Here is a 21,688-nt window from a genome sequence, read left to right on the forward strand (position 1 = left end):
GACGGAAGGTTAGCCTAACCTTGAGGCGGTGCGCTAGTCTGTGGCGGTGCCAAAGTTACGCCGCCGCCCGCCACTGCCCGCGGTGCTCGTTGCCGCCCTGATCGCGCTGGGCTTTGCGACGGCCCTGTCGCTCGCATTGGGAGCCAGACCCATCCCCCTCCCGGAGGTGTGGGCCGCGCTGACGGATCCCACGCCGGGCCCGGTGTCCGCGATCATCTGGGACCGGCGCATCCCCCGCACTCTGGTGGCGGTGATCTGCGGGGCCTCGCTGGGGCTGGCCGGTGCCCTCGCGCAGGCTCTGACCCGAAACCCGCTGGCGGACACCGGCGTGCTGGGGATCAACTCGGGGGCAGCCTTCGCCATCGTGGTCGGCCTGGCCGCGGGCGCGCCGGATTCCTCCTTCGCCCTGTCCGCCCTGGCGGTCGTGGGGGCGGGTGCCGCGGGCGCGGGGATCTACGCGCTGAGCCGCGGGGGAGCGGGAGGCGTGGATCCCCTGCGCCTCGTGCTCGCCGGCGTGGCGCTGAGTGCGATCGTGGGCGGCATCGGCGACGGGCTGGCGCTGGTGAACCCCCAAGCCTTCGACCGGCTGCACGCCTGGATGGTCGGCAGCGTGGACGTCGGCTCCTACAGGCCCGTCTACCTGGCGTTGTCCGGGCTGGCGCTCGGCGGCGTTGCCGCGGCGGCCTCCATTCGGGGGTTGGGCGCGCTCCAGCTGGGCGAGGAAACTGCCGCCGCCCTGGGGGCGCACCTGGCCCGGACCCGGGCGACGGCCCTGGCGGCGATCATCGTGTTGGCCGCCACCGCCACCGCGGCCGCGGGCGTCATCGTGTTCCTGGGACTGCTGGTGCCGCACGTCGCCCGGTGGCTGGTCGGCGCGTCCTTCGGCCGGATCCTGGCGCTGTCCGGCCTGTTCGGGCCGATCGTCCTGCTCAGCGCGGACGTGGTCGGCAGGGTGCTCACCCCGGGTGAGTTCCCGGCCGGGGTGGTCGTTTCCTTCATTGGCGCTCCGTTCCTCATCGCCTATGCGCAGCTGCGCCGGAAGGGGATCTGATGCGGGAGAAAGCCGTGCCGGCCGTGCTGGCCGTCATTCTGCTGGTTGTGGCCGTGGCGGCGGTGACCATGCCGGGGGCGGGGATGACCGCGTCCCAGGCGTGGGGCGCGCTGCTGGGCACGGAGACGGGCCTGGCGCGCACCGTCGTCACGCAGTGGCGCGCCCCGCGTGTCGCCGCTGCGGTGACGGTCGGTGCGGCGCTGGCGCTGAGCGGCTCGCTCTTCCAGGCGCTGACGCGCAATCCGCTCGGCTCCCCGGACATCATCGGCTTCTCCTCGGGCGCCTACACGGGGGTGATCTGCGCGATCGTGCTGGGCTACGCGGGTTTCGGCGGGCAGATCCTCGGCGCCCTCGCGGGCGGCCTGGCAACCGCGGTGATCGTCGCGGCGCTGTCGCTGCGCACGCGCGTCGAGGGCCTGCGCATCGTCCTCGTCGGCCTCGGCATCTCGGCGATGCTCTCCGCGCTCAACCGATGGCTCATCACGCGCGGCGACCTGCAGACGATGTTGTCGGCGGCGAGCTGGGGTGCGGGCAGCCTCAACGGCATCCGCTGGCCGGTGGCCCTGCCGGCCGGCGCGTTCCTGCTTGTGGCCGTGGCGGCGGCGCTGCTGCTGCGCCGCGGCCTGGACGCCCTCGCCCTCGGCGACGACACTGCCCACGGCCTAGGGCTGGGAGTCAACCGATTCAAGGCGCTCCTCCTGCTTGCCGGCGTCGTGCTCATCGCGGCGTCGACCGCCGTCGCGGGGCCGATCGCCTTCATCGCCCTCGCCGCCCCGCATATCGCCCAGGGGCTCACCCGCGCCCAACGCGTCCCGATGGTGTCGACGGCCCTGGTGGGGGCGTGCCTTCTCACCGCCTCCGACATCGTCGCCCAGCGCGCCTTCCACCCCACGGCCCTGCCCGTCGGCCTGGTCACGGTCGTGGTCGGGGGCGTTTACCTGCTGCTGTACATCGCGAGATCTGCAAGGAGATTCTCATGACCGCTTTGCGCGCCGACAACCTCACCCTGGCCTGGGACTCCACCGTCATCTCCCGGGGGCTCGACGTGGACATCCCCGCCGCACAGTTCACCGCGATCATCGGGCCGAACGGCTGCGGCAAGTCCACGCTGCTCAAGGCCTTCGCCCGGATCCTCACCCCCTCCGCCGGGGCGGTGTTCCTCGGCGGGGACGACCTGCGGGACTTCACGGGCAAGCACGCCGCCACCCGGCTGGCTTTTCTGCCCCAGAGCACCGTCACGCCGCCCGACATCACCGTCGCCGAGTTGGTCAAGCGGGGCCGCTACCCGCACCAGAGCCTGCTCAGGCCCTGGTCCAGCGAGGACCGAAGGGCGGTGGAGGACGCCATGAACGCAGCGTCAGTCGCAGAGCTTGCCGACGCCCGAGTATCCGAACTCTCCGGCGGCCAGCGCCAGCGCGCGTGGCTGGCCATGGTGCTGGCGCAGAACACCCCGGCGCTGCTCCTCGATGAGCCGACCACCTACCTTGACATCGCCCACCAGTACGCCCTGCTGGAGCTGGCCAAAGCGCTGGTCACCCAGCTGGGCCGCACGGTGGTGGCCGTGCTCCACGACCTCCAGCAGGCCGTGCGCTACGCCGACCACCTCATCGTGATGAAAGGTGGCGCGGTCGTGGCGGCGGGCGCGCCGGGGGAGATCGTCACCGCCGAGCTGATCCGCGACGTGTTCGGGATCCCCGTGGCCGTGCACAACCTCGGCGGGGAGGTCGTCATCGTGCCGGCGGGGCTGCCCGCGCCGGACGTCAGCGGGCTGAAGGGCTAACCGGGGGAGGAAACGCGAAAGCCCCCGCGGGCGCTGGGGAAAACGCGGCGGGGGCGGGCGTCGTGAAGCTCGAAGCTCCTAGCAGTCGAAGTACATTTCGAACTCAAGCGGCGTCGGGCGCAGGCGCGCCGGGGTGATCTCGTTGTCGCGCTTGAGGCGGATGTAGGTCTCGATGAGGTCGTCGGTGAACACGTCCCCCTCGGTGAGGAACTCGTGGTCGGCCTCCAGCGCCGCCAACGCGGCCTCGAGGGATGTCGGGGCCTGCGGGATGTCCTTGGCCTCCTCCGGCGGCAGCTCGTAGAGGTCCTTGTCCACTGGGGCGTGCGGCTCGATGCGGTTCTTGATGCCGTCGATGCCCGCCATCATCATGGCCGCGAAGCCGAAGTACGGGTTACCCGAGGGGTCCGGCGCGCGGAACTCGATGCGCTTGGCCTTCGGGTTCGTGCCGGTGATCGGGATGCGGATCGCGGCGGAGCGGTTGCGCTGGGAGTACACGAGGTTGATCGGGGCCTCGAAGCCCGGCACGAGGCGGTGGTAGGAGTTCAGGGTCGGGTTGGTGAACGCAAGCACGGCGCCCGCGTGCTCGAGAATGCCGCCGATGTAGTAGCGGGCGATGTCGGACAGCCCGCCGTAGCCGGACTCGTCGTAGAACAGCGGCTCGCCGTCCTTCCACAGGGACTGGTGGGCGTGCATGCCCGAGCCGTTGTCGCCGGCCAGCGGCTTGGGCATGAAGGTTGCGGTCTTGCCGAACTGGGTGGCGGTGTTCTTCACGATGTACTTGAAGTCCTGCAGGTCGTCCGCCGCGTGCAGCAGGGTGTTAAAGCGGTAGTTGATCTCCTGCTGGCCGCCGTTGCCCACCTCGCGGTGGAAACGCTCGACCTCAAAGCCAGCCTTGGCCAAGTTCAGCGCCATGGCGTCGCGCACGTCGACGGTCTTGTCGTACGGCGGGACGGGGAAGTAGCCGCCCTTGGTGCGGTTCTTGTAGCCGAGGTTGGGGGAGCCGTCGAGCTCGGTCTCTCGGCCGCGGCCCCACCAGCCTTCCTCCGCCTCGAGGTCGTAGAAGGCCTTGTGGTCGTCGACCTGGTAGCGGATCGAATCGAAGAGGTAAAACTCCGCCTCGGCGCCGAAAGAGCAGGTGTCGGCGATGCCTGTGGAGGCGAGGTACTCCTCGGCCTTGCGGGCGGTGTTGCGGGGGTCGCGCGAGAAGGGCTCACGGGTGAAGGGGTCGTTGACGAAGAACTTGATGTTCAGCGTCTTTGCCTCGCGGAACAGGTCCAGCTTCGCGGTGGCGAGGTCCGGCAAAAGCGTCATGTCGGATTCCTCGATGGTGGTGAAGCCGCGGATCGAGGAGCCGTCGAAAGCAAGACCTTCCTCCACGGCGTCCGCGTCAAACATCGAGGCCGGGATGGAGAAGTGGTGCTCGACGCCTGGGACGTCGGTGAAGCGAACGTCGACGAACTCTACGTCCTCGTCCTGGATAAATTTCTGAACCTGGTCAATATTGTCAAAGGCCACAGTGCTACTCCCTTGTGTCTGTTGAGCGCTAATGAATGTGACCATTCTACAGACGCTGAAGTGACAACGTCGGGAAAAATGACGCGGGAGGATTCTGGGAGTACGACGCGAACTTCGTGTCTCCGGCGGCAGTGAGTAGGGTAAAGCCATGGCGAACAGCGAGCGGAAGCAGCCCGACGTGACCCCCGAGATGACCGAGATGACCGAGTTGAGCGAGGAGGACTTCTACGGCCGGTACCCGGGAGAAAAGCTCGGCCTGCCCGAGGACGGCCCAGGCGCGCAGGCGTCCGTAGCGCGGCGGATGGGCGCGGTGGCCATCGATTGGGTCATCTGCTGGATCGCCGCCGGCATCATCACGGCCAACACGAGCGCACTCGGGGATATCGCGACGGTGACGCTGCTCCTCTGGGTCGCCCTAGGCATTCTCTCCGGCTGGCTCCTCGCGCGCACGCCGGGCATGGCGGTGCTGGGCATGGGTGTCGCGCGTCTCGACGACCCCACCAAGCGTGTCGGCTTCCTCCGCGCGGTCCTGCGCACGGTTTTCACGATGTTCGTGCTCCCCGCCGCGCTTGTTGACGCCAACGGCCGCGGCATGCACGACCGTGCCACCGGCACGACCGTCATCCGCGCCTAAGCGCCTGAGAGGCGGCCTATTTTCCCTTGCGCTCCTGCATGCGGCGCATGCGCCGGTTCATGCCCGCCATGGACTGCGCACCTTGCGGCAGCGGGCCGCCGGGCAGCCCGGCCGGGCGCCCGCCCGTGTGGTTTTCCATGGCTTCGAGCTTGGCGGACATGGAGTAGACCTCGTCCTTGCGGTAGTTCTTGGGCAGCTTGAGCAGCGTCTTCTGCAGGTCGCGCACCTGGGTCTCGCCCTCGCCGTCGCCGATGTAGAGCTCGTAGACGGGAACGCCGACGAGCAGGCGGTCGACGCGCTTGGACTCGCGCTCCATGAGCTTGCGCAGCCGATTCCGGTTGCCTTCACCGACGAGAACGACACCCGGGTTGCCCACGACGCGGTGCACGACGTCCATCTGCGGGGTTGCGGCGATGGACACCTTGGTCACCCACGCGATGCCGACCGTGCTGCGCAGGTTTTCCAGTGTCCACGCCGCGGCGCCGGGCTGGTTGCCCACCTCGTCGTACATGGACTTCTCCAAGCGGCGGCTGAACACCCACATTGCCACCACGGCGCCCACGAGCAGGCCGAGGACGAGCATGAACCATTGGCCGCCCCAGAGCAGGCCGATAAGGAAGAACACGAGGCCCATGCCCACGACGCTGAGCAGCATGAGGGGGATGAGCTTCTTATCGCGCTTGCGCTGCAGGGTAAACGCCTGCCAGATTTGGCTGCGGGTGTTCTTCCGCTGCGCGCGCTTTGCGGCCCGAGCTTCCTTCTTCGCTGCGCGGGTACTCCCGCTGTCCTTCGCTTTTGCCATGGCCACCACTCTAAGTGAGGGCGGAAGAAGGAACCAAGTGGGTCTGCCTGTTCGCCGAAAGGATGCGCCGCAGTTGGATGAGCAGGTCCCCGCGCCACCACGCGTAGTCGTGGCCGCCGTCCACCACAGTGAGCGAGCTCGTCGCGCCGCGGGCGCGCAGCTCGAGGTCGAGCCCGGCGACGTGGGCGACGCTCGCGGCCTCGCGCGCGCCGACGCTCAGCGCGATCGAGGTGCCAGGGTGGGGCCTGTGGACGTCGATAAGCGAGGGCAGGTAGTCGCGCGTGGTGGAGCCGAGCAGGGCGGGCGATGGTTCGACGCCGGGGGCCCACCACATCGATGGTGACTGCGCAATCACGCCCGCGAGGCGCCCGGGGTGGCGCAACGCTGCGGCCACGGCGGTCACGCCGCCGAGGCTCTGACCAGCGAGGATCGTCGGCCCGCCAAGACCAAGGGCGCGCACCGTGCCGAGCAGCGAGGAGATGAAACCAGGGTTGTCGCCCAGCGTGGTCAGGCGGTCGCGCTTGTCCAGATTTTCCACCCCGATCACCGCGAGCCCCGCGAGCACGTCGGCGGTGCCCACGCTCTCGAGCGCGCCGGGCAGGAAGATGTCACCAAACCACCGTTCGGCGTCCGTCAGCAGCAGCACGGCCCGCGCTCGGCCCGGCGGCCGGTAGACGTGGACCGGTTTGTGTCCCAGCCACTCGTGGCTCAGCGAGCCGCGCACGGCTTTACGACGCCACGCCGCTCCCTCCCACTCCGGCTGAGGCGGGGCCAGGGGGCCCGCGAGGACGGACGTGTAGGGGGTGTCGGACGGGTTGAGCGGATCCGCCGCGGTCGGCGGGACGCCGAAGTTCGGCGGCGGGGTGGTGGTCGGGGCGGGGCCCATGAACGTCGAAAAGCCGTAGCTGGCGCGCAACGTCGGCGCGAGGGTGAGCTCGGCGACGTAGAGGTCCGTGCCCGGGACGCGCCGCATAACGCCACGTGGGGCGTTGTGGTTGTCGGTCACCCGGTTGATCCGCAGGTGGACGCCCATGTGCGCGGGCGCGCCGGGGACGTGGTAGCAAAACGTCACGGCGTTCGTCTCCCGGTCCCACGCGGGCATCGCGCCGGGGGCGAGGGAGTCGAGGAACGCGTTCACGCGCTCGGGCGACGCGTCGGTGAGGTGCGCTTCGATGGAGCGCGCGGTGAGGGTGGGAATGAGGCAGGTCACACCCACAGTATACACATTAGGGCAGGGTAACCTAACCCTAATGTGCTTACCTGGCCCTACGGGCGGCGCTCCACGCGCGCGTTGAGGTGGAGCTTCTCCGGCTTCGACGCGCTCCGCAGCTGGATCGCCGTGGCGCCCTCGCCCTCGCCTATGGCCCAGGCGGCCACGCGGGCCGGAATGACCACGGGCTTGTGAAACTCCACCGCGTACGTCAGCGCGCCGCCGAGCGTGCCCTCGAGCAGCTGCAACACCGACGCGGCCGAGTACATCCCGTGCGCGATGATGGAGGGGAAGCCGAAAGCCTTCGCGCCGAGCTTCGAGGTGTGGATCGGGTTCGCGTCGCCGGACGCCGCGACGTAGGCGCGGACGTTGTCGCGCGTCCACGCCCACTGGGCGTTTGAGGCGACGTCGGGAACCTCGGGGCGGGGCAACATTCGGGCGTCGTCACGCTTGCGCGTGGACACGCTGACGGGCGCGGAACGGTCGAACTTTGCGCCCTGGGCGAGCATCGTCGCGCGCTGGCGCCAGACGGGCTTGTCCTCGTCGCTGCCGTCGACGCTGACCTCGGTCACGATGTCGATGAGGAGCCCCCGGCGGTGCGGGCGCAGGTTCTCGGCGTGGAGGCGGAAGGTGAAGGTCTCGTCGACGCGTAGGGCGCGCTCCTGTTCGATGACGTTGGCCACGTGCACCGCGCCGGTCGGGGCGAAGGGAAAGTCCGGCCGGCTCATCAGCTCCATCGTGATGGGGAAGCCGATGACGAAGGGGTAGGTCGGCGGCAGCTCGTTGCCCAAACGCAGGCCCGTCGCGCGAGTGTAGGAGGCGAGGTCGGAGCGGTCGATGCTGATCCCACGGACCTCGAGGCGCGAGGTGGGGTCGTTGGCGGCGACATGCTTTGTGCCCACGACCGGCAGCGTGCCCACAATGATTGCGCGGGTGAGCGCGCGCAGGTCGGGGATCGATTCAAGGAGCTCGTATTGGTGTGCGGTCACGGCGCTACGCCCCCAAGATGCTCTGGCCGCACACGCGCACCGTGTTGCCGTTGACGGCGGTGGAGGCGGTCGCGGCGAAAAAGGCGACGGTCTCGGCGACGTCGATGGGCAGCCCGCCCTGCTGCATCGAGTTGATGCGGCGGCCCACCTCGCGCGGGCCGGTAGGCATCGCGGCGGTCATGTCGGTCTCGATGAAGCCCGGAGCGACCGCGTTGAGGTTGCCGCCGAGCTCGGCGACGGAGCCGGAGAGCGAGTCGACGAAGCCGATGATGCCGGCCTTCGTCGTGGCGTAGTTGGTCTGGCCGCGGTTGCCAGCGATACCGGAGGTGGAGGACACGCCGATGACGGCGGGGGCGTCGCCTAGCGCGCCCAGTTCGATGAGCTTCTCAGTGATGCGCACCGGGGCGACCAGGTTGATCGACTGGACCATGTTCCAACGCTTGTCGTCCATGTTGGCCAGCAGCTTGTCGCGCGTCACCCCGGCGTTGTGGACCACCACGTCGACCTTGCGCTTGTAGCGCTCCTCGGCGTGGCGGGCAATCTGCTCCGCGGCGGTCGGGTCCGTGACGTCGAGGGGCAAAGCGGTGCCCTTGACCTTGTTCGCGGTCGCCGCGAGACCCTCGCCGGCCTGCGGGATGTCGATGCAGATGACCTTCGCGCCGTCGCGCGCGAGCACCTCAGCGATGACGGCGCCGATGCCGCGGGCCGCGCCCGTGACTACGGCGAGGCGGCCAGCGAGCGGCTGGTCCCAGTCGGCCGGCGCCTCGGCCGTGGCGGCGGTGACGCGGATGACCTGGCCGTCGACGTAGGCGGACTTGCCCGACAGGCAGAAGCGCAGCGTGGACTCAACGCCCTGGAAGTTCGAGGAATCAACGGCGGGGTCGACGTAGACGAGCTGGACGGTAGCGGCCTTGCGCATCTCCTTGGCCAGGGAGCGGGTAAAGCCCTCGAGCGCGCGGGCGGCGATGCGCGCGTCCGTGTCCTCGATGAGCTCCGGGGTGGTACCCAGCACGACGAGGCGGGCGTTGTCCGCCACCTTGCGCATCTGCGGGTGGAAGAACTCGTGCAGCTTGTTGAGCTGCTCCGGGGCGGTGATGCCGGTGGCGTCGAAGACGATGCCGGCGCGCGGGGTGTCGGCTTGCGCCTTGAGCAGCTTGTAGGGCCCCTCCAGGGTGGAGGCGAGGGCCTCGCTCAGGCGGCCGTCGCCGCCGACGACGACCGGGCCGTGCAGGAGAGGTTCGCCCTGCTTGTAGCGGCGCAGGGGGTAGCCCTGCGGGACCCCCGCCTTAGCCGCGAGGGGGGAGTTGATGAGCTTTTCCAGGAGGCCCTGTTTGGACACGTTTTTCTCCTTAGAGTGGGGTTGTGAGAGAGGTCTCGGACAACGTCCTAACGGACGAGACAAAACCCGTAGAATAGTGGCTAACACTACGAATTTGTTTCGTACGTGATGTAGCTTACGGTACAACGATAACTGTAATGTACGGTACTCCCCGTATCCGTCCGTCCCGGTTATCTATCGGTCGGCACAGACCACTCATGACCTGCCCACACAAGTAAGGAACGCGCACGTGAATCAGCCCCGTAAGGTTGCCGTCCTCGGCGGCAACCGCATCCCCTTCGCCCGCTCCAACAAGGAATACGCAGACGCCTCCAACCAGGATATGCTCACCGCCGCGCTCGACGGCCTGGTCGCGCGCTACGGCCTGCAGGACCAGCGCCTCGGCACCGTCGTCGGCGGCGCTGTGCTCAAGCACTCCCGCGACTTCAACCTCGTGCGCGAGTCCGTGCTCGGCTCCGCGCTGGACCCGTCCACGCCGGCCTTCGACCTGCAGCACGCCTGCGGCACCAGCCTGACCTCGGCGATCCAGGTCGCCGACGCCATCGCGCTCGGCCGCATCGAGTCGGGCATCGGCTGCGGCTCCGACACGACCTCGGACGCACCGCTGGCGGTCAACGACGACCTGCGCAAGACGCTCATCAAGGCCTCCCAGGCAAAGAAGCCGTTGGACCAGGTCAAGCTGCTCGGCTCCGTGCGCCCCAGCCAGCTTGCGCCCGTGCAGCCGCGCAACGGCGAGCCGCGCACCGGCCTGTCCATGGGCGAGCACGCGGCGATCACCGCGCGCGAGTTCGAGATCTCCCGCGAGGCCCAGGACGAGCTCGCGGCAGCCTCCCACCAGAATCTGGCCAAGGCCTACGAGGAGGGCTTCTTCACCGACCTGATCACCCCGTACCTCGGCGTGCAGCGCGACACCAACCTGCGCCCCGACTCCACGGTGGAGAAGCTGGCCGCGCTCAAGCCCGTCTTTGGCAAGAAGGACGCCATCCAGCACGGCGGGACCGCGACGATGACCGCGGGCAACTCCACCCCGCTGACCGACGGCGCCGCCGCCGTCCTGCTCGGCTCCGAGGACTACGCCCGTGAGCAGGGCCTGGAGCCCCAGGCGTGGATCGTCGATTCCGAGATCGCCGCCGTCGACTTTGTCAACGGGAACGACGGCCTGCTCATGGCGCCGACCTACGCTGTGCCGCGCCTGCTGGAGCGCAACGGCCTGACCCTGCAGGACTTCGACTTCTACGAGATCCACGAGGCGTTCGCGTCCCAGGTCCTTGCCACCCTCGCCGCGTGGGAGGACGGCACCTACTGCCGCGACCGCCTCGGCCTCGACGCGCCGCTCGGCCCCATCGACCGCGCCAAGCTCAACGTGAAGGGCTCCTCGCTGGCAGCGGGCCACCCCTTCGCGGCCACGGGTGCGCGCATCCTCGCCAGCGCCGCGAAGAACCTCGCGGACAACGGCGGCGGGCGCACCCTCATCTCCGTCTGCGCTGCGGGCGGCCAGGGCGTCGTCGCCATCATCGAGCGCTAAGCGTTTTTCTCAAGCCTCACCCCGAAAGGAGACACAGCCACTATGTCTACCCCCACCAAGGACACCATCCCGGCGACTGAGCCCGCAGAGACCACCGACCACGTCAACGGCGGCAAGGTCGACGACAAAAAGACGGACGCGAAGCCGGAGAAGAACCAGCCGGCAGCCCTGCCGCCCACCCCGGACCCCGCGGCCGTGGCAGACCTCGCGGATCTCCTCGACGGCAACTTCAAGGCGCGCAAGGAATCGATCCGACCGCTGCTGAACAACCCCAACCTGCTGCCAAAGATCGACGGCTCCCTCGAGGAGATCCGGGCGGAGAACCTGAAAAAGGTCCAGGCCATCGCAGACTCGGGCAACATCCAGGGCTCCTTCTCGCCGCTCAACGGTGGCGACGGCGAGGTCGCGGCGGGTGTGTCCTCGCTTGAGCTGATCGCCCAGATCAACGCCTCCGCGTGCATCAAGTCCGGTGTCCAGTTCGGCCTGTGGGGCGGCGCGGTCGACGCGCTGGGCACCGAGCGCCACATCAAGTTTGCGAAGGGCTCCATGGACCTGTCCATGCTGGGGTGCTTCGCCATGACCGAGATCGGCCACGGCTCGAACGTCCAGCACCTCGAGACCACCGCGACCTACGACCCGGAGACCAAGGAGTTCATCGTGAACTCGCCGACCCCGGGATCGAAGAAGGCGTACATCGGCAACGCCGCCCGCGACGGTCGTTGGGCGGCCGTCTTTGCGCAGCTCTACACCCCGGACTCCGAGGAATCCAAGGGCGTGCACTGCCTCATTGTGCGCATCCGGGAGGACGACGGCTCCCCGGTCGAGGGCGTCGAGTGCACCGACCACGGCCACAAGGGCGGCCTGCTCGGCGTGGACAATGGCATGATCACCTTCGATCACGTCCGCGTCCCGCGCGAACACCTCCTCAACCGCTTCGCCGACGTGGCTGAAGACGGCACCTACACCTCGCCGATTGAGTCGAAGAACCGCCGCTTCTTCACCATGCTTGGCACGCTCGTGCGCGGCCGCCTCGGCGTGGGCGCCTCCGCCGCGGGCGCGACCCGCGCGGCGCTTGCCATCGCCGTGAAGTACGCGAACATCCGCCGCCAGTTCGAGGCGGGCGACCAAGACAGCGAGTCCCGCCTCATCGACTACCGCGCGCATCGCCGCCGCCTGCTCATCCCGCTGGCGAAGTCCTACGCCCTCGCGGTGTTCCAGAACAAGCTCCTCGACCGCTACCAGGAGCAGACCGACGCCCAGATCGGCGGCGATTGGAACCCCTCCAAGCCGACCGACGAGCAGGACCGCGCGGGCCGCGAGATGGAGTCACTCGCCGCCATCTTCAAGGCGACGGCCTCCACCCACGCCAACGCGACGATCCAGGAATGCCGCGAGGCGTGCGGCGGCGCCGGCTACATGTCGGAGAACCTCCTGTCGACGTTCCGCGCCGACGTCGACATCTTCACCACCTTCGAGGGCGACGACACGATTCTGCGCCAGCTCGTGGGCAAGAACCTGCTCACCGCCTACGGCCGGGAAGTCTCCGAGCTGTCGCCGTTCGGCATGGCTCGCTTCGTCGCGGCGAACGTCGGCGACATCCTCACCCGCCGCTCCGGCATCGCCGCCAGCGTCCAGTCGCTGCAGGACCGGGTCACGGGCACGGACTCGCTTTTCGACGCCGAAACCCAGCTGCAGGTTGTCCAAACCCGCGAAGAGCAGGTGCTCAACTCCCTGGTCCGCCGCGTCCAGGTTGCCCGCAAGATGGAGCGCTCCGAGGCCGCCAAGGTCATCGACCGCGCCCAGGACCACCTGCTGGCTGCAGCGGTGGCCTACGGTGACCGCATGATGGTCCAGTCCATGATCGAGGCGGAACAGGAGCTGCCGGCCGGCTCCGCGGCCCGTGCCGTCTTCGAACAGGTCCGCCACCTGTTCGTGCTGGACACCATCACCACCTACGCCGACTGGTACCAGGAGCACAACGTCCTGCCGTCCGGGCGCCTGAAGGCCGCGAAGGCGGCGGTCAACGACCTCGTTGACTCGCTCGGCCCCTGGTCCGAGGTTCTCGTGGACGCCTTCAAGATCCCGCAGGTCGTCCTCGACCGCCCGATGATGGTCAACGGCGGCACCGACCTGAGCTAAGCGCTGGAGGCGCAGGAAAAGCGCCCCGCTTCCGGTGAACGTTTCCGGAAGCGGGGCGCTCTGTGTGTTTGAGGTTTTAGCGGGTCATCACCGGGGTGTCCTGGGACGGGCCGTACTTGCTCAGCAGGGTCGAGGCCTCCTGCGCGGTGTCGCCCTCAGACGTCTGGGCGAGGTGCTGCAGGTTCTCCGGCAGCTCGAGGCCACGGTGCTTCATCGCCTCCACGTAGAGCTTGCCGGCGCGGTACGACGAACGCACGAGCGGGCCCGACATGACGGCGCCGAAGCCCATGTCGTAGGCCGCGTCGCGGTACTCGATGAACTCCTCCGGCTTGACCCACCGCTCGATCGGGTGGAACTGCGGGCCGGGGCGCAGGTACTGGGTGATCGTGATGATGTCGGTGCCGGCCTCGACGAGATCCTGGAGCGCCTCGAGGACCTCGTCGCGGGTCTCGCCCATGCCGAGGATGAGGTTCGACTTGGTGATCAGACCGAAGTCCCGCGCCTGGCGGATGACGTCGAGCGAGCGGTCGTAGCGGAACGCCGGGCGGATCCGGCGGAAGATCCGCGGCACCGTCTCCACGTTGTGGGCAAAGACCTCGGGGCGGGCCTCGAAGACCTCCTGGAGCAGGTCCGGCTTGCCCGAGAAGTCCGGGGTGAGATTCTCCACGCCCGTGTGCGGGTTCAGCTCGTGGATCTTGCGCACAACCTCCGCGTAGAGCCACGCGCCCTCGTCCTCGAGGTCATCGCGGGTCACGCCCGTGATGGTGGAGTAGTTGAGGTTCATCTCGCGGACCGACTCGGCCACGCGCTGCGGTTCGCCGCGGTCCAGCGGCTCTGGCTTGGCGGAGTTGATCTGGCAGAAGTCACAGCGCCGAGAGCAATTCGCGCCACCGATGAGGAAGGTGGCCTCGCGGGATTCCCAGCACTCGTGGATGTTGGGGCACCCCGCCTCCTGGCACACCGTGTGGAGGGAGGCCCCCTTCACGCGGTTTTTCATGTCCTCATACTCGGGACCGGTTTTCACCGCGTTGCGGATCCAGCGCGGCTTCTGCTCGATGGGGGTCTGGGCGTTACGCATCTCCACTCGGAGGAGCTTGCGGCCTTCTGGTGCAACAGTCACACCATCCACCGTAGCTGCCATGTCATGAAGAGTCGAGCGCGCCTAGAAATCGCTGCGTCGCAGCCCCTTCGTGGGGTCGGGGGCGGACTTGAACGTGTGGTTTGCCACGGCGAGTTCGCCGGCGAGGGCGCTGTCGAGGGCGTCGATAAGCGGCTTCTTTGCCTCGGAAGTGGGCACGTCGCGGCCGAGCTCGAGGCTCAGCGTGGTCACGTCGGCGTCGTCGATGCCGCAGGCGACGATGTGGTCGTAGGCCTCGAGCGTGTTGTTGCAGTTGAGTGCCAGCCCGTGCATGGTCACGCCGCGGGTGATGCGGATGCCGAGCGCGGCGATCTTGCGGTCCCGCGTCGGGGCGGCGGGGTCCGCAGCGGGGGTCGTGGCGGGCACCCAGACGCCCGAGCGGCCGTCGATACGCCCCGCCGTGGTGACCCCCGCGGCGCGCACGGCCGCGATGATGGCTTCCTCGAGGCGGCGGACGTAGTCGACGACGTCGACGGGCTCGGCGAGCTTGATGATGGGGTAGACCACAAGTTGCCCCTCACCGTGCCAGGTGATGCGCCCGCCGCGGTCGACCTGGACGACGGGGGAGCCGTCGTCCGGCATGTCCGAGGGCAGGGTCCGCTTGCCGGCCGTGTAGGTGTAGGGGTGCTCAACGATGAGGACAGTGTCGCCGATGTCGTCGCGGTCGCGTCGTGCGGCGATGTCCGCCTGCATGTCCCAGGCCTCCTGATAGTCCACGAGCCCCACATCGCGCACGTCGAGCGGCGCCTGTGAGGCTCGGATGGACTTGTCGGCTGGGAAGAAAGGATCGCGTGGGGCAGTCATACCCCACAGCTTAGTCCCGTCCTTAGAGGCCGTTCTGCTCTGCGTACTCGGACGCGGACAGGAGGGGGCCAACCTCGCTGACCTCGACCTCGAAGAGCCAGCCTTCGCCGTAGGGGTCGTTGTTGATGATCTCGAAGTTGCCGTCGATCGCGTCGTTGACGGCGGTCACGGTACCGGAGACGGGGGCGTACAGGTCGGAGACCGACTTGGTGGACTCGATCTCGCCGCAGGTCTCACCGACGGTGATCTCGTCGCCTACCTGGGGCAGGTCAGCGAAGACGACCTCGCCGAGGCGCTCGGCGGCGACGTCGGTGATGCCGATGCGGACGGTGGAGCCCACGGCGGCGTCGGGGGTGGAGTTGATCCACTCGTGGTCCTCGGAGTAGTAGAAATCCTCGTTCAGTGCCATGGCTTAGGCATCCTTTCGGTTGTAGAAGGGGGTCTCACTGATAGTAAACGGGTAGCGGCGTCCGCGGATGTCAATTTCAACATCGGTTCCCACCTCGGCGCGCTCCGGCGCGAGGTGCGCGAGGGCGACGGGGTAACCGAGGGTGGGGGAGGGCTGGCCGGAGGTGACCACGCCGATCTTCTCGTCGCCGATGTACACCTCGGCGCCCTCGCGCGCCGCGCGGCGCTCCGAGGAGGTCAGGCCAGCGATGACCACGGAAGGCTCGCGGCCGGTGAGGGCGGACTTGCCCACAAAGTCGGCCTCCTTCTTGGCAAAGGCGCGGCCCATCCCGGCCTCGACCGGGGTGATGTCGGTGGTCAGCTCCTGGCCGTAGAGCGGCATCGCGGCTTCGAGGCGCAGGGAGTCGCGCGCGGCGAGACCGCAGGGGGTGCCGGCGCCCACGACGGCGTCCCACACAGCCGGGGTATCCGCGAAGCCGGCGTAGAGCTCAAAGCCGTCCTCGCCGGTGTAGCCGGTGCGGGCGACGATAACGTCGACGCCGTTGAGCTTCATCTCGGCGGCGGAGTAGTAGGAGAGGTCGGCGGGGGAGCCGTCGAGCAGCGGCTCGATGACCTCGAGAGCCCGCGGGCCCTGGACCGCGACCATGCCGATCTCGGTGCTGCGGTTGGCCAGCTCGACGTCGAAGTTTTCCGCGCGAGCCTGGAAGGCGAGCCACACGGTCTCGGTGTTAGCGGCGTTGGGCACGACGAGGAAGCTCTCCTCCCCGAGGCGGTAGGAGATGAGGTCGTCGAGGATGCCGCCTTCGTCGTTGACGATCATCGAGTACTTCGCCTTGCCGACCTTCAGCTTCGAGATGGAGGAGATCAGCGTGTAGTCGAGGAACGCGGCGGCATCCGGGCCGCTGACCTCGATCTCGCCCATGTGGGACAGGTCGAAGATTCCGACGTCGTTACGCACAGAGCGGTGCTCGTCGAGCTCGGAGCCGTACTTCAGCGGCATGGTCCAGCCACCGAAGTCGGTGAAGGTGGCACCGAGCTTCTCGTGTGCTTCGTGCAGGGGTGTTTCGGGCATGTGGTTTCCTTTACTTCTTGTTCTCTTCGGTGACGGTCACGTCGACTTCCTCGACCGGCTCGGGGTCGATGTCGAAGGCCTCCGGCGGCGGGCAGGAGCACACCAGGTTGCGGTCGCCGTACGCCTCGTCGATGCGGCGCACCGGCGGGAAGTACTTGCGGTGGATGAGCCCCTCGACTGGATAGGCGGCCTGCTCGCGGCTGAACTCGTACGGCCACTCCGAGCGCGTCACGCTCAGCGCGGTGTACGGCGCGTTGTGCACGACGGACTTCTCGTACTCGATCGTGCCGTCGATGATCTCCTGCGCCTCAGCGCGGATCGCGCGCATCGCCTCGACGAAGCGCTTGAGCTCCGCGAGGTCCTCGGACTCGGTCGGCTCGACCATGAGGGTCCCGGCCACAGGGAAGGCCAGAGTCGGCGCGTGGAAGCCGTAGTCAACGAGGCGCTTCGCGACGTCCGTTGCTGTCACCCCGGACTCCTTGGCAATGCCGTTCAGGTCGAGGATGCACTCGTGGCCGACGAGGCCGTTGTCCCCGGTGTAGAGGATGGGGTAGTAGTCGCGCAGCTCATGGGCCAGGTAGTTCGCGCCGAGCACCGCGTGCTCGGTGGCGCTCTTCTGGCCGGCGGCGCCGCTCATCGCGAGGTACGACCAAGAGATGGGCAGCACGCCCGCGGAGCCGTAGGTGGTTGAGGAAATGGGCACGCCCTCGCCCGTCGGAATCTCCGCGCCCGCCTGCTCGCGCGAGACCTGCGGGTCCGCGGGAAGGAAGGGCACGAGGTGCTTGGCGACGCCAATGGGGCCGACACCCGGGCCGCCGCCGCCGTGGGGGATGGTGAACGTCTTGTGCAGGTTCAGGTGGCTGACATCGCCGCCGAAGTCACCCGGGCGGGCGATGCCGGACAGGGCGTTCATGTTCGCCCCGTCGATGTAGACCTGGCCGCCAGCAGCGTGCACCTTGTCGGCCACGGTTTGGACGGTGTCCTCGTACACGCCGTGGGTTGAGGGGTAGGTGAGCATGATCGCGGCGACGTGGTCGCCGTGCTTCTCCAGCTTCGCGTCGAGGTCCTCGATGTCGATGGAGCCGTCGGAGGCGGTTTTCACCACAGCGACGCGGAGGTTGGCCAGCGTCGCGGAGGCCGCGTTCGTACCGTGGGCGGACGCGGGGATGAGGCAGATGTCGCGCTCGGTGTCGCCGTTGGCGACGTGGTAGCGGCGGATCGCCAGCAGGCCCGCGAGCTCGCCCGTCGCGCCCGAGTTGGGCTGAAGGGAGACCGCGGCATAGCCGGTGAGCTCAACGAGCCAGTCGCTCAGCTCGCCGATGAGCTCGCGCCAGCCTTCTGTGTACTCGTCCGGGGTGAACGGGTGGACGTTGGCGAAGCCCGGCCACGTGATGGCCTCGAGGCCAGCAGTGGGGTTGAGCTTCATCGTGCAGGAGCCGAGCGGGATCATGGTGCGATCCAGCGCGAGGTCCTTGTCACCCAGGTTGCGGATGTAGCGCATCATCTGGGTCTCGGAGTGGATGGTGTTGAACACCTCGTGGGTGAGAAACTCCGTCTCGCGCACCAGCGACTCGGGCAGGCGCGACGCGGCCTCGGCTGAAACTTCGCCGCCGAAAGCCCGGGCGAGCACCTCGAGGTCCTCCTCCGCCGTATCCTCGCCGAAGCTGACCACGATCCTGTCGGCGCCGATGGAGCGCACGAGGTAGCCCTGCTGGGCCAGCGAATCCTTGATCTCGGCGGCGCGGCCGGGCACCTCGACGGTGACGGTGTCGAAGAACTCGGAGTGGGCGACGGTGCCCTCGGCGACGGCGTCCGCGAAGCGGCTCGCGCGGTCGTGGATGGTGCGTGCGATCTTCTTCAGTCCCTCGGGCCCGTGGTACACGGCGTACATCGAGGCGGTGACAGCAAGAAGCGCCTGTGCGGTGCAGATGTTCGAGGTCGCGCGCTCGCGCCGAATGTGCTGTTCGCGGGTCTGCAGCGCGAGGCGGTAGGCGGGGTAGCCCTCCGCATCGACAGAGACGCCGACGAGGCGGCCCGGAAGCTGGCGCTTGAGCTTGTCAGCCACGGCCATGTAGGCGGCGTGCGGGCCACCGTAGAACAGCGGCACGCCGAAGCGCTGGGTGGTGCCCACGGCGATGTCGGCGCCGAGGGCGCCGGGCGCCTCGAGCAGCGTCAGGGCGAGGATGTCGGCGTCGACAGCGACGAGGCCGCCGCGTTCGTGGATCGCCGCGATGACCGGGCGCGGGTCCACAATGTCGCCTTCGGTGCCCGGGTAGGCAAGCACGGCGCCGACGAGGTCCTCGCCGACGACGCCCTCCCCGAGGTTGACTACCTCGACCTCGAGGTCGATGGCGCGGGCGCGCTCCGCTGCGACGGCGATGACCTGGGGGTGCAGTCGGGCGTCGAGAAGCACGCGGCGGCCCTTGCGCACGGCGCGGGACATGAGGCCGACGGCTTCGGCGGTGGCCGAAGCTTCGTCAAGAAGCGAGGCGTTTGCCACATCCAGGCCGGTCAGGTCTTGGACCATGGTCTGGAAGTTGAGCAGCGCCTCGAGGCGGCCTTGGGAGATTTCCGGCTGGTACGGGGTGTACGCCGTGTACCAGCCCGCGTCCTCGACGACGCCGCGGCGGATCACCGGCGGGGTGAGGGTGGAGGAGAAGCCCTGGCCGTAAAACGCCTTCAGAACGGTGTTCTTGCCTGCCAGCTCACGCAGTCGGTCCTGCGCTTCGGCCTCGCTGAGCGGATCAGGCAACGTGATCGGGCTCGTGGCCTTGATCCCGGGGGGCATCGCGGCATCGACCAGTGCCTCCAGACTGTCGTATCCCAGGGCCGCGAGCATCTCCTGCTGCTCGCTGGCGTCGGGCCCGATGTGTCGGGAAATGTAATCCAAGACGTACTCCTTGCGTCGCGGGGATGGATTCACATTCCAGTGTATCGAGCCGTTGGACACCACGGTGGAAAAAAGGTGACCCAGCAGCGAATGCTGCCGGGTCACTGCGGAGGTGGGGAGACGCTACCTACAGATCGAGGTCCGACTCGAAGTCGCCGGCCTCGATGCGGTCCTTGATGGTGGAGACGAAACGCCCAGCATCCGCACCGTCGACCAGCTGGTGGTCGTAGGTGAACGGCAGGTAGCACATCTGGCGGATCGCGATCGAGTCGATGCCGTCCTCGGTGACGATGACGGGGCGCTTCTCAATCGCGGCGGTGCCGAGGATGCCAGCCTGCGGCGGGGTGAGGATCGGGGTGTCCAGGAGGGCGCCCTCGGAGCCAATGTTCGTCACCGTGAAGGTTGCGCCGGTGATGTCGTCCGGGCGCAGCTTCTTGTTGCGGGCACGGTCGGCGAGGTCGGCGATGGCCGTGGCGATCTCGGCCAGGTTGAGGTCCTGGGCTTTCTTGATCACCGGCACGAGCAGGCCCTGCGGCGTATCCACGGCGATGCCGATGTTCACGTCGGAGTGGTAGGTGATCTCCTTTTCCTTCTCGTCAAAGGAGGCGTTGACGTTCGGATGGGACACGAGCGCTTCGGCCGCAGCCTTGACGAAGAACGCCAAGTAGGTGATGTTGACCCCGTGCTTCTCCTGGAAGCGCGGCTTGACCTTCTTGCGCAGTTCGGCCACGCGGGTCACGTCGACTTCCTGAACGTGGGTGAGCTGCGCGGTCGTGCGCAGCGACTCCACCATCGTGGAGGCGGTGATCTCGCGGATGCGGCTCACCTTCTTCGTGGTGCCGATGAGTTCCTCCTTGGAGGGGTCAACCGACTTGGTGGACCAGTTGGCGCGCGGGCCCTTCTTCTCCGCCTGCTCGGAGGAGGCCTGCGCCTCGGAGGACTTCTCTGCGGAGGAGCCGCCCTCTGCTGCCGCGAGAACGTCCTGCTTGCGGATGCGTCCGCCGACGCCGGTGCCCTCGATCGAGTTCAGGTCGACGCCGTGCTTCTCAGCGAGCTTGCGCACGAGCGGGGTCACGTAAGGGACTTTCTCGCTGCTGGCGCTCTTCGAAGCCTTTTTTGGCTCGGCCTTTTCTTCAGCCTTCTCCGCGTCGTTCTTCTCCGGTTCGTTCTTCTCTTCCTCGGCGTCGGTGTCAGCGTCGGAGTCGGAGTCAGTGTCAGCGTCGGTGTCGTCGGGCTCGGACTCGCTGGCTGCCGCGTCGGCATCGCCGACGCGGGCGATGACGGAGCCGACCTCGACGGTGTCGTCTTCCTCCGCGAGGATCTCAATGAGGGTGCCGGCGACGGGGGAGGGGATTTCGGTGTCGACCTTGTCGGTGGAGACCTCGAGCAGCGGCTCGTCGACCTCGACGGTGTCGCCGACGGTCTTCAGCCACGTGGTGATGGTGCCCTCGGTGACGGACTCGCCGAGCTCCGGCATCTCAACGTCGGTGGCAGAGCCGCCGGACTTCTTCTTCGGTTCGTCCTGCTTCTCCTCGGCCTTCTCCTCCTCAGCGTCGGAGTCAGCGGCGGAGTCGGAGTCGGTGTCGGAGTCGGTGTCGGTGCCGTCGGGCTCGGACTCGCTGGCTGCCGCGTCGGCATCGCCGACGCGGGCGATGACGGAGCCGACCTCGACGGTGTCGTCTTCCTCCGCGAGGATCTCAATGAGGGTGCCGGCGACGGGGGAGGGGATTTCGGTGTCGACCTTGTCGGTGGAGACCTCGAGCAGCGGCTCGTCGACCTCGACGGTGTCGCCGACGGACTTCAGCCACGTGGTAATGGTGCCCTCGGTGACGGACTCGCCGAGCTCCGGCATCTCAACGTCGGTGGCAGAGCCGCCGGACTTCTTCTTCGGCGCGGAGGAATCTTCAGAGGAGTCGGCGGACTCGGAGGTCTCGGCCGACTCGGAGGATTCGGACGATTCGGCGTTATCGTCGTCGGATCCCTTGTCGTCGGACGACGGCTCCTCGCCTTCGTCGCCGATGATCGCGATGACCTCGCCGACGTCGACAGTGTCGTCTTCCTCAGCCTTGATCTCCAGGAGAACACCCGAAACCGGGGAGGGAATCTCGGTGTCGACCTTGTCGGTGGAGACCTCGAGCAGGGGCTCGTCGGCCTCGACGGTGTCGCCGACGGACTTCAGCCACGTGGTAATGGTGCCTTCAGTGACCGATTCGCCCAGCTCGGGCATCTCTACAGAGTGAGCCATGTCTTTCTTGTCTCCTCGGTTCGTTTTCACGGGTTCGTTTCCAAGCGGAAGCTACAAAGCATTAGAGTACCCGCTATCCCCGGGCCATGTTGAGGGCGGGGCACAGACGCGTGCGCGGGGGTGAATCCCCAGGCAGACAGCCGGGTG

17 protein-coding genes are annotated in these 21,688 nt (G+C 68.0%); 6 read left to right on the forward strand and 11 right to left on the reverse strand.

Annotated features, from left to right (window positions below; genetic code table 11):
- Positions 1-46 precede the first annotated feature (46 nt).
- Genes BLT81_RS02455 through BLT81_RS02465 form a run of 3 tightly spaced genes read left to right on the forward strand, consistent with a single transcriptional unit; the run spans position 47 to position 2,831 of the window.
- Positions 47-1,051: an iron chelate uptake ABC transporter family permease subunit gene (locus BLT81_RS02455; RefSeq protein ID WP_081582844.1), complete on the forward strand. Its 1,005-nt coding sequence runs from the start codon at positions 47-49 to the stop codon at positions 1,049-1,051.
- A complete protein-coding gene (locus BLT81_RS02460) occupies positions 1,051-2,031 on the forward strand; it encodes a FecCD family ABC transporter permease (RefSeq protein WP_019193142.1) in 981 nt (326 codons plus the stop codon). Before BLT81_RS02455 ends, BLT81_RS02460 begins: the two co-directional genes overlap by 1 nt.
- Positions 2,028-2,831, forward strand: coding sequence for an ABC transporter ATP-binding protein (locus tag BLT81_RS02465; RefSeq protein ID WP_019193141.1), 804 nt, complete (start codon positions 2,028-2,030; stop codon positions 2,829-2,831). The genes BLT81_RS02460 and BLT81_RS02465 overlap by 4 nt, the downstream gene beginning before the upstream one ends.
- A gap of 78 nt (positions 2,832-2,909) precedes the next feature.
- On the opposite strand, the gene glnA is transcribed toward BLT81_RS02465, so the two are convergent.
- Positions 2,910-4,391: a type I glutamate--ammonia ligase gene (gene glnA, locus BLT81_RS02470; protein WP_196794453.1), complete on the reverse strand. Its 1,482-nt coding sequence runs from the start codon at positions 4,389-4,391 to the stop codon at positions 2,910-2,912.
- A gap of 145 nt (positions 4,392-4,536) precedes the next feature.
- Between glnA and BLT81_RS02475 the strand changes: the two genes are divergently transcribed.
- The gene (locus BLT81_RS02475; protein ID WP_231286569.1) at positions 4,537-4,980 is read left to right on the forward strand and encodes an RDD family protein; all 444 of its coding nucleotides are present in this window, start codon (positions 4,537-4,539) and stop codon (positions 4,978-4,980) included.
- A gap of 16 nt (positions 4,981-4,996) precedes the next feature.
- On the opposite strand, the gene BLT81_RS02480 is transcribed toward BLT81_RS02475, so the two are convergent.
- The 4 genes from BLT81_RS02480 to BLT81_RS02495 are packed head-to-tail and all read right to left on the reverse strand — an operon-like array spanning position 4,997 to position 9,320.
- Positions 4,997-5,782 carry a DUF4191 domain-containing protein gene (locus BLT81_RS02480; protein ID WP_083337297.1) on the reverse strand — a complete coding sequence of 262 codons (786 nt, stop codon included), beginning with the start codon at positions 5,780-5,782 and terminating at the stop codon, positions 4,997-4,999.
- A gap of 10 nt (positions 5,783-5,792) precedes the next feature.
- Positions 5,793-6,992: an alpha/beta hydrolase-fold protein gene (locus BLT81_RS02485; protein WP_019193137.1), complete on the reverse strand. Its 1,200-nt coding sequence runs from the start codon at positions 6,990-6,992 to the stop codon at positions 5,793-5,795.
- 56 nt (positions 6,993-7,048) lie between these two features.
- The gene (locus BLT81_RS02490; RefSeq protein WP_019193136.1) at positions 7,049-7,981 is read right to left on the reverse strand and encodes a MaoC family dehydratase; all 933 of its coding nucleotides are present in this window, start codon (positions 7,979-7,981) and stop codon (positions 7,049-7,051) included.
- 4 nt (positions 7,982-7,985) lie between these two features.
- Entirely contained in the window at positions 7,986-9,320 is a 1,335-nt protein-coding gene (locus BLT81_RS02495; protein ID WP_019193135.1) for a 3-oxoacyl-ACP reductase, read from the reverse strand.
- A 229-nt stretch (positions 9,321-9,549) separates the two neighbouring features.
- Between BLT81_RS02495 and BLT81_RS02500 the strand changes: the two genes are divergently transcribed.
- Together BLT81_RS02500 and BLT81_RS02505 are read left to right on the forward strand one after the other, a co-directional pair.
- Complete coding sequence (locus BLT81_RS02500; RefSeq protein WP_019193134.1) at positions 9,550-10,845, forward strand: acetyl-CoA C-acetyltransferase; 1,296 nt, start codon at positions 9,550-9,552, stop codon at positions 10,843-10,845.
- 42 nt (positions 10,846-10,887) lie between these two features.
- On the forward strand, positions 10,888-12,984 hold the full coding sequence (locus BLT81_RS02505; protein WP_019193133.1) for an acyl-CoA dehydrogenase family protein: 2,097 nt from the start codon (positions 10,888-10,890) through the stop codon (positions 12,982-12,984).
- 76 nt (positions 12,985-13,060) lie between these two features.
- Here the strand turns inward: BLT81_RS02505 and lipA are convergent, their stop codons facing one another.
- The 6 genes from lipA to sucB all read right to left on the reverse strand — a co-directional run bounded on the left by lipA (position 13,061) and on the right by sucB (position 21,541).
- Positions 13,061-14,104, reverse strand: coding sequence for a lipoyl synthase (lipA, locus tag BLT81_RS02510; RefSeq protein WP_040420654.1), 1,044 nt, complete (start codon positions 14,102-14,104; stop codon positions 13,061-13,063).
- Between the two features lie 42 nt (positions 14,105-14,146).
- The gene (gene lipB, locus BLT81_RS02515; RefSeq protein ID WP_019193131.1) at positions 14,147-14,926 is read right to left on the reverse strand and encodes a lipoyl(octanoyl) transferase LipB; all 780 of its coding nucleotides are present in this window, start codon (positions 14,924-14,926) and stop codon (positions 14,147-14,149) included.
- Between the two features lie 22 nt (positions 14,927-14,948).
- Complete coding sequence (gene gcvH / locus BLT81_RS02520; protein ID WP_019193130.1) at positions 14,949-15,335, reverse strand: glycine cleavage system protein GcvH; 387 nt, start codon at positions 15,333-15,335, stop codon at positions 14,949-14,951.
- A 3-nt stretch (positions 15,336-15,338) separates the two neighbouring features.
- Positions 15,339-16,406, reverse strand: a complete 1,068-nt coding sequence (gene gcvT, locus BLT81_RS02525) for a glycine cleavage system aminomethyltransferase GcvT (RefSeq protein ID WP_019193129.1) — start codon at positions 16,404-16,406, stop codon at positions 15,339-15,341.
- A 10-nt stretch (positions 16,407-16,416) separates the two neighbouring features.
- Positions 16,417-19,296, reverse strand: a complete 2,880-nt coding sequence (gcvP, locus tag BLT81_RS02530; protein WP_019193128.1) for an aminomethyl-transferring glycine dehydrogenase — start codon at positions 19,294-19,296, stop codon at positions 16,417-16,419.
- A gap of 127 nt (positions 19,297-19,423) precedes the next feature.
- On the reverse strand, positions 19,424-21,541 hold the full coding sequence (sucB, locus tag BLT81_RS02535) for a 2-oxoglutarate dehydrogenase, E2 component, dihydrolipoamide succinyltransferase (protein ID WP_040420651.1): 2,118 nt from the start codon (positions 21,539-21,541) through the stop codon (positions 19,424-19,426).
- Between the last annotated feature and the right edge of the window lie 147 nt (positions 21,542-21,688).

Origin of the sequence: Corynebacterium timonense (genome assembly GCF_900105305.1) — a bacterium.
In the GTDB taxonomy this organism is placed as follows: domain Bacteria; phylum Actinomycetota; class Actinomycetes; order Mycobacteriales; family Mycobacteriaceae; genus Corynebacterium; species Corynebacterium timonense.